An 11,624-nucleotide genomic window follows, 5' to 3' on the forward strand; every position below is an offset into this window, starting at 1 on the left:
AAATTTCAGGCTACGACCAAAGTCCAATTCCCTATATTAACAAACCCTCCTACATTTGTTAGCGACCCAATAACAATATTAATTTGAACAACTGGAGGGGACGTTTATGGCATTTGAAAGTGAAGATCATGCCAAAGCGTACTGGAAAGAAAACTTAGGCCTAATGTTAAAGCTGTTAGTGGTCTGGTTTATCGTTTCTTATGGCTTTGGAATCATATTGGTGGATGTACTCAACGAGATAACCTTTTTCGGCTTTAAGCTTGGATTTTGGTTTGCTCAGCAGGGCTCCATTCTTACCTTCATCGTGCTTATCTTTATTTATATGAAAGGCATGGCAAAACTCGATAACAAATACGCCGTTCATGAGGACTAATGCGCTATGGATATTCAAACGCTAACATTTATTATAGTCGGCCTGACCTTCGCGTTATATATCGGTATCGCAATTTGGTCTCGTGCCGGATCGACAAACGATTTCTATGTTGCAAGTGGCGGTGTACACCCCGTTGCTAATGGTATGGCAACAGCGGCTGATTGGATGTCGGCAGCGTCGTTCATTTCAATGGCTGGTATCGTCGCTTTCGCTGGTTATGACGGCTCAGTTTACCTAATGGGCTGGACCGGTGGTTATGTATTGCTGGCGATGTGTCTTGCACCGTACCTACGTAAGTTCGGTAAGTTTACTGTACCGGATTTTATCGGTGACCGTTATTATTCACAAACGGCACGCACTATCGCAGTGCTGTGTGCCATCCTTATCTGCTTTACGTACATTGCAGGCCAGATGCGTGGCGTTGGTGTGGTATTTTCACGCTTCTTAGAAGTTGACATTGCAACTGGTGTTATTATTGGCGCAGTCATCGTATTTTTCTATACGGTTCTGGGCGGAATGAAAGGTATTACCTATACTCAGGTAGCGCAATACGTAGTATTGATGTTTGCTTACGTCGTACCTGCGGTATTCATTTCACTATTAATGACCGATCATTTCTTACCACAGACTGGTTTTGGGGCAACAATTGCACAGGGAGTCCCTGGTGAGGGGAGTTACTTGTTAGAAAGGCTTGATGGGCTTTCACAGGAACTCGGCTTTGCTGCATATACCGAAGGTGTACGTAGTAAAATAGATGTATTCTTTATTACGGCAGCGCTAATGGTTGGTACAGCTGGTTTACCACACGTTATTGTGCGCTTCTTCACTGTACCAAAAGTACGTGATGCACGCCGCTCAGCATTTTGGGCGCTGACGTTTATTTCTGTCGTGTATTTAACCGCACCGGCTATAGCTTCTTTCGCTAAAGTGAACCTGATTAATACGGTTAACGGGCCTGAATTACAAGGTGTTGAATATGAAAATGCACCAAGTTGGGTTAAAAACTGGGAGAAAACAGGCCTAATTACCTGGGAAGATAAGAACGAAGATGGAAAAATGTTCTATTCGGGTGATGAACGCAACGAGATGACAATCGACCGTGACATCATGGTCTTGGCTAACCCGGAAATTGCAGACTTGCCAGCCTGGGTTGTTGCGCTTGTCGCTGCTGGTGGTGTAGCGGCCGCACTATCAACTTCCGCCGGCTTGCTATTGGTGATATCGACATCGGTTTCTCATGATTTATTGAAACGAAACTTAATGCCAAATATCACTGATAAGAAAGAGCTCTTCTATGCGAGGGTTGCGGCTGCAACAGCCATTATTATCTCTGTTTACTTTGGTATTTACCCGCCCGGCTTCGTAGCGCAGGTGGTTGCCTTTGCATTCGGCTTAGCCGCAGCAAGCTTCTTCCCTGCGATTATTCTGGGTATCTTCCATAAACGTATGAACCGTCAAGGTGCAGTAGCGGGTATGGTTGTAGGTATTCTATTTACCTTCTGCTACATTGTATTCTTTAAGTTTGTATCGCCAGAACTGAATACGCCTGAATACTGGCTGTTCGGTATCTCGCCAGAAGGCATAGGTACTCTGGGTATGATTATCAACTTTATAGTTGCAACAATCGTACACAAAGCAACAGGTGACGCGCCTGAAGACATTCAGGAGATGGTGGAGTCAATACGGTATCCGAAAGGATCCGGCGAAGCTCAGTCGCATTAATTGCTTTTGACTAAACAAGCCCAGCCTTCGAGCTGGGCTTTTTTTAATGCAAACAGAGGTTTCATATTATGGAAGCATCTGACTTTTTGAAACAGTGTCCGCCCTTCGATGAACTGCACAAGGAACATTTGAGTTGGGTGATTTCGCAGTTGCAGTCGGTGTATTTAAACGAAGAGAATTGCAATGATGTCATGAACTCAATGAGGCCAGCGTTGTTTATCGTACGCTCAGGCATTTTCGATTTACGGTCCTCAGAGGGTGAGCTGATTGAGAGGCTGGAAAGTGGGGACTTGTTTGGTTATCCGTCATTACTTACGGGAAGGGAGATCACCAACAAACTAAAGACGTTAAAAGATGGCATTGTGTACGTGCTGCCTGAACATGCGTTCGATCGTCTTCGAAAAGTGTCAAAGCAATTTGAACAATACTTTATTAAAGCCCATGGGCAGCGGTTACTAACCGAACGAAAAGCAAATGCGACCTCTGATTCCGATTGGAGCCAACAAACTGTTCGTTCCATCGTCGCTAAAGACCCAATTAGTTTGGATAGTGAAACATCAGTCCAAGACGCTGCTAGACTTATGTCAAATAACGGGATTTCGTCAGTTTTAGTCGTCGATGACAACCAGTTAGTCGGAATTTTAACGGATAGGGATTTAAGGAACCGTGTTATTGCAGAGGGATTGCCTTTAGACATAAGAGTTTCAGCGGTGATGACTCAATTGCCCGAGTCAGTAAACGAAAATCGCTCGTTAATGGATGCTCTGACGGTAATGACCTCGAGCAATATTCACCATCTTCCTGTTATAAATGATAATAATCAGCCAGTTGGAATGATAACAGCCACGGATCTAATACGTCAGCAGCGCAGTGATCCTGTTTTCCTTATTAGTGCAATTCGAAAATCAGAGAGCAAAAAGCAGTTAATAGAAGAAGCTGCGAAGTTACCCGACTACCTGCAAACCTTTGCAAGCCGAGTAAAACAAACCTCGGTATTAGGTCGGTTGATGGCTTCAGTGACAGATGGTATGACGCGTCAATTGATCAAATTGTATGAGCAGGAGCACGGCGCCGCACCAGCGGCATACAGCTGGCTGGCATTCGGATCTCAGGGAAGGGAAGATCAAACATTAAGTTCCGATCAGGACAACGGGCTACTGCTGAGTAATGGTCTCTCAAAATCACAAAAAGGGTGGTTTGCTGGCTTAGGAGAATATGTGTGTGAAGGCTTGGGTGAGTGCGGTATTCCTTTATGCCCAGGCAATATTATGGCATCTAACCCTGAGTGCCGAGGTACTATCGATGAGTGGAAGGAAAAGTTTAATGGTTGGATAACGAGCCCCACTCCCAAAGCGCTCATGTACTGCCAGATATTCTTCGATAGCCGACCGGTTATGGGGGAAGGTCGTTTTTATCAAACTTACAGAGAAGAAATAGCGAAGTTAGCGAATAACGATATGTTCTTAGGAAACCTCGCTATTTTAGTGAATAAGATACAGGTACCCTTAGGTCTGTTTAATCGACTACGGACCTCAGATGCGGACGGTGAAGACACCATTGATATAAAGCGCTATGGCATTGCGTTAATTAACGATATTGCGAGAATTTATTCACTAAAAGAAGGATTGATAGTTCCAGGTACCGTAGCTCGTTTAAAAGCCTTGCAAAAAAGTCGGCTGCTAAACTCAAAAGACAATCAGTCATTGTTGGAAGCGTGGGAGTTTCTGACCCAGCTCAGACTCAATCACCAGTTAAAAGTGTGGGGCACGGATAAGCCTAAAAATGCGATTGATCCTGATGAACTGAGCACGCTTTCAAGACGACAATTGAAAAGTGCGTTTCGCATTATAAAAGAAGCACAGCAAGGCGTTGGATTAAAGTTCAGTAGGCAGGGTTATTAATGGCCAATTGGTTACAACAACTTGCAAATTGGTATGACCGTCGGCAGCAATTGAAACAGCCTTGGCAGCAGCTTCGGTATGTTGCTTTGGACATTGAAAGTACGGGCTTAAGCCCGACGAAGCATGACATACTGTCGATTGCCTGGGTTAGCATACACCCCCCCGCAATACAACTCGGTAATGCACAGTACCACGTTTTTGCTCATGGGCAGGAAATAGACTTAGGGCAGAGCCCAACCATTCACGGGTTAACGAAAGACGATTTCGTGCATAGTTCAGACCCAAAACAAACCTTTGCAATGCTGAGTCGTGCGCTCAATGATGCAGTAATGGTTTGCCACCACAAGGGAATGGACTGGGGATTTTTGAAGCAAGTCGAAAAAGCGTATGACATTCCTATGAAGCCGCTTGCTGTATTTGACACTTTAGCGTTTGAGAAGAAGCGGCTTGAGAAGGCGGAAGGGGCTGTTCGAAAAGACTCTCTTACCTTGTCAGCATGCCGTAAGCGATACGGGCTACCTGATTATCACTCACATCATGCACTTACCGATGCAATTGCATGTGGTGAGTTGTTTTTGGCGCAGGGATACTCAACTAATACGCCTTTAAATAGTATGAATGACTTTAAAAGCTCTTTATAACGTTATCCACTTTATTACAGTGACCGCCTCAGATTCAAATAAACACAAAACAAACAATATATTTACATAAAGTCAACTAATTGCTAAATTTTGATCTGTCAGAGTCTTATTTCTGACCAATAATAGAAGCTTCCAGGGAGTTTTCACTCATGTATAACAAGAAATTTAGCAAAAGTCTTATAGCGGCAGCCATAGCTGGCGTTATTGGTTTTCCTGCTCTAGCACAAGATCAGGACTCTAATGAAGAAACAGAAGTAAAAGAGTCAGTGGAGAGAATTCAGGTAACGGGCTCTCGAATTCCACAATCGGCGAATGTGGTTAGTTCAAGCCCGATATCACAAGTGACGTCAGAAGAGTTTGAGTTTAGCGGCAACGTGCGGGCTGAAGATTTGGTTAATGATTTACCTCAAGTCTTTCCGGGACAAACTTCGACTGATTCAAATGGCGCGACAGGTACAGCGACTGTATCTCTTCGTGGCTTAGGGCCTCAACGAACGTTAGTTCTAATGAATGGCCGACGTCTGGTTATGGGCTCTCCTTTAGTCGGTGGTATTTCACCGGATTTAAACCAAATTCCTAGTGCATTAGTCGAGAATGTTGAATTGTTAACAGGTGGTGCGTCTGCGACTTATGGTTCAGATGCGGTAGCAGGCGTTGTTAACTTCATTATGAAGGATGATTTTGAAGGCGTTAAGCTGGACTATCAGCACAGCTTTTATCAATATGACAACGACAATAACAATGGTGTAGCACAAGCGTCGGAAGAGCAAGGGTTCCCGTTAGCACCAAGCTCAGGGCGTGATGGTCATATGAACGACTTCTCGGTCATTATTGGTGCCAACTCCGACAATGGACGGGGCAACATTACTGCGTACGCAACGGTAAGAAATATCGAGGCGATTACTCAGGATAACCGTGATTACAGTATCTGTGCTTATGCTCGGGATGATAACGGAGATTATTACTGTGGTGGTTCCGGTACCATTCCTGATGGGCGCTTAACAGACTTTGCTCCGGGTGGTTATGACTACTTTATTGATGAAGGTACTCTTCAGGAATATGATGGACGCCTTTACAACTATGGTCCGAGAAACTATTTCCAACGTCCGGACGAGCGGATAACCCTTGGCGCATTTGGTAAGTATGAACTGAATGACCATGTTGAGTTTTTCACGGAGTTGGGTTACGTAAAAGATCGCAGTGTTTCTCAAATAGCTGAATCTGGTGCGTTCTTCCCTCAAGTCGATTTAAATTGTAGTAATCCGCTGCTATCTGATCAACAGCGCGATACTATCTGTGGGGCAGGAGGTCCAGCTCAAGCAGGTGGAGATCCAAATGTTTGGGAAGGCGTATATATTGGTAAGCGAAACGTAGAAGGTGGGCCTCGCCAACAAGACTTACAACATTTGTCTTATCGTGGCGTTTTCGGTATTCGTGGGTTCATTAACGACACTTGGAGTTACGACTTATCTGCCAACTTCGGCAATGTGACACTGACTTCTGTTTATGAGAATGACTTCAGTATTACCAACATCGGACGCGCCCTTGATGTAACAACAGACCCGGACACTGGGGAAGCTGCTTGTACTGCTGCCGTTAATGGAACCGATCCAAGCTGTGTTCCGTGGGATATATTTGGACCAAATATTACGCAAGAAGCTTTAGATTACTTAACGCTTCCACTGTACGCTACAGGTGAAACTAACCTACGCGATGTCACTGGCTATGTCATTGGTAACCTAGGAGATTATGGTGTTAAAACGCCTTGGTCATATGGCGGTGTCGAGTTATTGGCTGGTTTGACAAGCCGTGATGAAAAGTTGGTTTATCGTCCTGATAGCAACTTCGAGTCAGGTGATGGTGCTGGTCAAGGTGGTCCAACTATTGGAACTGAAGGCTCTCTAGGTGTTGAAGAATTCTTCACCGAAGCAAAAATTTATGTTGTCGATGGAGCTGATTGGGCTGATAGTTTCGTTGTTGACTTAGGCTACCGTTATTCAGATTATACAACCGATAAGACAACGGATACTTATAAAGTTGCTGTTGGTTGGGATGTTAATCAAGAAATAAAACTACGTGGTAGCTATCAACGAGCAGCACGGCATGCAAACATTCGTGAGCTGTATGATCCTCAAAGCTTAGGTCTGTACGACATGGATAGTGACCCATGTGCAGGTACGTCTCCTGAAGCAAGTCTGGAAGCGTGTCAAAACTCAGGCGTTACAGCTGCTCAGTATGGTAGTATTCCTCAAAGTCCGGCTAACCAATACAACGCTATTTTTGGTGGTAACCCTAATTTAGAACCTGAAACATCAGATACTGTGTCTGCAGGTTTTGTCTATCGTTCTCTGGATGGAAACTTCGATATCTCGGTCGATTATTTTGATATCAAAGTAGAAGATGCAATTGGCACAGTGCCGTCAGAAACGACTTTGGATCTTTGTTTAGAAACGGGTGACGCTACGTTCTGTGACCTTATTAACCGTGGTGAAAGTAGTGGTTCATTGTGGTTAGGTCAAGATAGTATTGTTGAAACAAACGTAAACATTGGTTTCGAGCAACGCAGTGGTTTCGATATCAACTCGACGTTTACTCACCAATTAAGTAATGATTGGGGACGTCTGAAGTTTAATTTAGTTGGTACTTACTTTACTAAATTTGACACTCAGCCAGTTGTTGGGTTGGCAACAACCGAATGTGCAGGTAAATGGGGTGGTACGTGTGGCTCACCAAACCCTGAGTGGCAGCACAATATACGTGCAACTTGGATGGGTAACAGTGGTTTCACCGTTTCAGCAAACTGGCGTGCTCTTGGTGCGGTTGATCACTTAACCGGCAGCTCCAGAGGTATTAGCACAGAGAGTTACTTAGACCTAAGTGGTCGCTATCAGTTCTCAGAAGGTATGACGTTCAGTGTTGGTGTTAATAACATCCTTGCTAACGATCCACCATACTTAACTGGTGCAAACGGTAGTAACGGTAACACTTACCCAGGCTACTTTGATGCGTTAGGTCGTTATGTGTTCGCGAGTATTTCTTACGAATTCATGTAATGCACTAAAGAGAAACTTATGAATAAAAAGCCAACCGTTTAACGGTTGGCTTTTTTGTTTTTTTATAAGAAACAAAAGTTGTTTTAATTAACTTTTCTGGTTGGTTGTTGTGCTTTCTGGTGTTTTTTTGTTCGCTTGATTTTGCTTCTAGATAAAGAGGCCGATGAGTGCTTGAATTTCTTATGTCTTGGGGTTAAAAGTTTAACCCCCTTTTGGGGAAAGGTTGCTTTTCGCCAATCAAGCAACGTTAAAAATAAATGTTCCAGGGAGTTTTTATAAATGAAGAAAATGACATTTCGTAAAAGCTTAACGGCAGTGGCTGTAACTGCCAGTTTAAGCTTTCCTGCTTTAGCCGTTGCGCAAGATACAGAAGAAAAAGTTGAGCGTATTGAAGTTACAGGTTCACGTATAAAGCAAGTAGACATGGAGACAGCATCTCCGGTCACGACTATTACTGCAGAAGATATCCAAATTTCAGGTGAGCCGACAGTAGCAGATGTGTTGAACAATGCGTCTGTTAACAGTTTCGGTTCATGGCGCGGTGTTTCAGGCTACGGTTCAGGCGGCTCTGCAACTAGCAACGTCAATATGCGTGGTTTGGGACCAAACTACACGTTGGTCTTGCTTGATGGCCGTCGTATGCCTGGTACTAGCTCAAGCTCTGGTACCGCCGCCGATACTTCAAAAATACCAATGGCAATTGTTGAGCGTATTGAGATTTTGCGTGAAGGCGCGTCTGCTGTATACGGTTCAGACGCTGTTGCCGGTGTAATTAATATCATCACGAAGAAAGACTTCACTGGCTTACAGTTTTCTTACGATGGAGAGCGTCCAAGTGTTGACGGCGGTGACAGCGATCGCTTTACTGCGTCAACTGGCTTTGCGACGAATAAGGGCAACATTACTTTTACTTTTGAAAACTATCGCACAGATTCTGTATTTGATCGTGAACTTTGGGATTACCTGGGCGCTTCCTCATACAGCTCAGTACCAAATGGCGAAGTATTAAATGCTGATGGCACTGGTGCTGGCGAGTATGTTTCAGCCGACGTCTGTGATTCAGCGCCTAATACAGTTGCCAGTGATGATGGTCGTTGCTTGTATCAGTTTGGTAACGTAACTAAGTTCTTTGGTGACGTAGAGCAGAATTCAATCCTGTCAAACTTCAACTACAATTTGACGCGTGATATTCAGTTCCGCGGTCGTGCAAGTGCGTCTATGTCAGAAACCGATACTCGCTACGCCGGCACGCCAGTATCAACCAACCAGCCGACTATGAGCGCAGATAACCCGATGAACCCAATGGGTGAAGAGTTGTTGTTAAGCATGCGTTCTGCACAAATTGGTGAGCGTGATACGCGTACGGAAATCAATAATATTGACTTTTTAGGTGGATTAGTCGGTTACTGGGATATTGGTAACGGTGTTGATTGGGAAATTAATGGTCAATATAGCAAGTCGACCACCCGAGCGTTTAATTCAAACTTGGTAAACGATCGCGATATTCAACGTATGATTGATAGCGGTGAATATGACATATTCAACACAACAGGTATGACATTTGAAGAGTGGAACTCTCAAATGACCGATCTGTACTCAGGTGCAGCTCATACGGGACTATATCGTGCTGAGTTCGACAGCACCCAAATAGATGGTTTCCTATCTACCCTGTTATTTGATAACGGTACGGTATCAATGTCTGGTTTGGTTGGTGCTGAATTCGAACGCATTGACTTCACTCAGCAAAGCGACCCACAATCAGCGTCTGGCAACATTTCGGGCGGTTCAGGTGGTGATGACGTATTTGCTGATCGTGATCGCACATCAGTCTATGCGGAACTTCAAACATCGCTGCCATATAACATCGATGTTAATGCAGCCGTACGCTACGACGAATACGATCAGCAAGGTGATGTCGGTGGTGAAGTTGTTGGTGGAACATTTGATAACGTTGCTCCGCAGTTAGGCATTGCATGGCGTGCAACAGACTCATTATTGTTACGTGCAAGCTGGGGTGAGTCGTTCCGTGCACCAAACATGGGTGAGATGTTTGCGTCAGAAGCATTAAGTTTCGAAACTGCAGTCGATACTATGTGGTGTGATAACCCGAATAACTCTGACCCGGTATATTGTGATGAGCGTGGTACTCAGCACAAAACTTGGTTCGGTGGAACTCCAGATCTGCAACCCGAAGAAGGTGAGTCTCTGACATTTGGCGCTGTTTACAACATCACTAACAACTGGTCAGCAGAACTTTCATACTACGATGTCAAACTCGATAATAAGATTGAAGCTATCAGCGTAGATCGCTTGCTGCAGGAAGAGCGGGAAGGCGGTATTGGATCAAACCCATTAGTCGTGCGTGAAGGCGGCGATGGTAAAATCACCGCAATGTACAGCTACAACGAGAACATGGCGAGTTTAGAAACTTCTGGTTTCGACTTTAAGACTAACTATAACCTAAGTACTCAGTACGGTAATATCGGTGTTAAAGGTGAAGCAAGCTATGTTCGTGATTACGTAGAAGTCACACGCGAAGGTGCGACTCCGTTTGATTATGCAGGTATTCAGGACTACCCAGAGCTTCGTGCAAACGTTGCTGTTAACTGGACAAAAGATAGCTGGGGCGCTGCGTGGACTACATACTACATTGGTCCACAAGATTCTGGTAATGAAGAGTACGGTGTAGATTACTTGCAAGCTATTCCTAGCTATGTAAAACATAACGCTCAAGTGTCTTACACAAACTCAATGGATGGTCGCTTCACTGTTGGCGTTAACAACGTGTTTGATAAAGAACCAACTGGCTGGTATGACGGTTTCCGTGACTACCGCGATGTTACTTGGAGCTTGTATGACGTATTAGGTCGTACGGTATTTTTCAAGTACGAACAGTCGTTCTAAAACACTCTGCTTTAACCGCAGAATAAAGCAAGCCCGGCTCTTTGAGCCGGGCTTTTTTGTGGTAGCATGAAAAGACTGTCGTAGTAGTACTGGAGCTAACAATAATGAAAACAACAAAGAACCCATGGACTGAGTATTGGCAACGCGGTGCGAAAGCAAGTTTTCTGGATGAAAAGTCACGCTTACAAGCTTACCAAATGCGTAAATTTTGGTTTGAGCGCTTCGATGAAGCCGATATAAAGCAGCCGATAGTCGACATTGGTACAGGTAATGGTGCTGTGGTTCAGTGGTTGACTGAATATTCAGAAGAGAAAGGTAAGAAGTTAGATATTCAAGGCATAGATTCTGCTGAAATAAATCCGCCCAATAAAGAGCTGAAGCTTGCAGGTAACACGTCTTATGAAACGTTCAAGCTACCCTCTAATAAAAAAGTAGGTATGTTCGTATCTCACTATGGTGTTGAATACGGTGATATGAAAGAGGGGTTGAAAAATTTGCATGCCCAATTGAAAAGAGGTGGCTCTTTCATCGCCTTGGTACATTCTGAGTCGTCGCTAATTTATAAAAAGAGCCAGGCTATTTATGATTTAACTCCATCAGTGGTAAAGCACCTTAAGAAAGCTGTGGCACCGTTACAAGAGGCGCTATTGAAACATGGCCCGAGCAACTTGCCGCGTTCAGCGCTACAGGCGCAACAAATGCTTAACCAGTTTGCGCGAAAGTATGAACGTAGCCCGGCTTTTCACGCAATGAATTTTGTACCAGCGACAAAACATCTATTGCAGGCTGCCGCAAAAGGTAATGAAGTTGAGTCACGTCAAGTCTATGTTGCATATATGAATTCTATAACTTCTCACAAGGCTAGGGCTCAGACTTTACTAAAAGCTACCGAACAGCTGGGAAATACACGTGAAACTCAAATGCGGCTAGAGGCCGTAGGCTTTAAAAATATTGATATTCAGGAGGTTGAGTTTCCTGAAAGTGGGGTTTTTGGTAACTGTATTCGCGCGTCAAAATAATTATACTTTTT

The 11,624-nt window shown here is 44.3% G+C and carries 7 protein-coding genes; all 7 read left to right on the top strand.

Annotated features, from left to right (window positions below; translation table 11 throughout):
• The first annotated feature begins 106 nt into the window (after positions 1 to 106).
• Positions 107 to 373, top strand: a complete 267-nt coding sequence (locus tag EST55_RS00005) for a DUF4212 domain-containing protein (RefSeq protein ID WP_088768705.1) — start codon at positions 107 to 109, stop codon at positions 371 to 373.
• A 6-nt stretch (positions 374 to 379) separates the two neighbouring features.
• Positions 380 to 2,095, top strand: coding sequence for a sodium:solute symporter family protein (locus EST55_RS00010; protein WP_129496069.1), 1,716 nt, complete (start codon positions 380 to 382; stop codon positions 2,093 to 2,095).
• A gap of 68 nt (positions 2,096 to 2,163) precedes the next feature.
• Positions 2,164 to 3,996, top strand: coding sequence for a DUF294 nucleotidyltransferase-like domain-containing protein (locus EST55_RS00015; protein WP_129496070.1), 1,833 nt, complete (start codon positions 2,164 to 2,166; stop codon positions 3,994 to 3,996).
• A complete protein-coding gene (locus EST55_RS00020) occupies positions 3,996 to 4,637 on the top strand; it encodes a 3'-5' exonuclease (protein WP_129496071.1) in 642 nt (213 codons plus the stop codon). Before EST55_RS00015 ends, EST55_RS00020 begins: the two co-directional genes overlap by 1 nt.
• 149 nt (positions 4,638 to 4,786) lie before the next feature.
• Entirely contained in the window at positions 4,787 to 7,690 is a 2,904-nt protein-coding gene (locus EST55_RS00025) for a TonB-dependent receptor (protein ID WP_129496072.1), read from the top strand.
• A 279-nt stretch (positions 7,691 to 7,969) separates the two neighbouring features.
• Positions 7,970 to 10,594 carry a TonB-dependent receptor gene (locus EST55_RS00030; protein WP_129496073.1) on the top strand — a complete coding sequence of 875 codons (2,625 nt, stop codon included), beginning with the start codon at positions 7,970 to 7,972 and terminating at the stop codon, positions 10,592 to 10,594.
• A gap of 104 nt (positions 10,595 to 10,698) precedes the next feature.
• Positions 10,699 to 11,613 carry an SAM-dependent methyltransferase gene (locus EST55_RS00035; protein WP_129496074.1) on the top strand — a complete coding sequence of 305 codons (915 nt, stop codon included), beginning with the start codon at positions 10,699 to 10,701 and terminating at the stop codon, positions 11,611 to 11,613.
• Positions 11,614 to 11,624 lie beyond the last annotated feature (11 nt).

It is taken from the genome of Idiomarina sp. 29L (genome assembly GCF_004123135.1).
Classification (GTDB): Bacteria; Pseudomonadota; Gammaproteobacteria; order Enterobacterales; family Alteromonadaceae; genus Idiomarina.

Excerpts from the sequence above, each read along its gene's own strand:
- EST55_RS00005 (WP_088768705.1), top strand. The coding sequence starts at position 107 with ATGGCATTTGAAAGTGAAGATCATGCCAAAGCGTACTGGAAAGAAAAC.
- EST55_RS00010 (WP_129496069.1), top strand. The coding sequence starts at position 380 with ATGGATATTCAAACGCTAACATTTATTATAGTCGGCCTGACCTTCGCG.
- EST55_RS00015 (WP_129496070.1), top strand. The coding sequence starts at position 2,164 with ATGGAAGCATCTGACTTTTTGAAACAGTGTCCGCCCTTCGATGAACTG.
- EST55_RS00020 (WP_129496071.1), top strand. The coding sequence starts at position 3,996 with ATGGCCAATTGGTTACAACAACTTGCAAATTGGTATGACCGTCGGCAG.
- EST55_RS00025 (WP_129496072.1), top strand. The coding sequence starts at position 4,787 with ATGTATAACAAGAAATTTAGCAAAAGTCTTATAGCGGCAGCCATAGCT.
- EST55_RS00030 (WP_129496073.1), top strand. The coding sequence starts at position 7,970 with ATGAAGAAAATGACATTTCGTAAAAGCTTAACGGCAGTGGCTGTAACT.
- EST55_RS00035 (WP_129496074.1), top strand. The coding sequence starts at position 10,699 with ATGAAAACAACAAAGAACCCATGGACTGAGTATTGGCAACGCGGTGCG.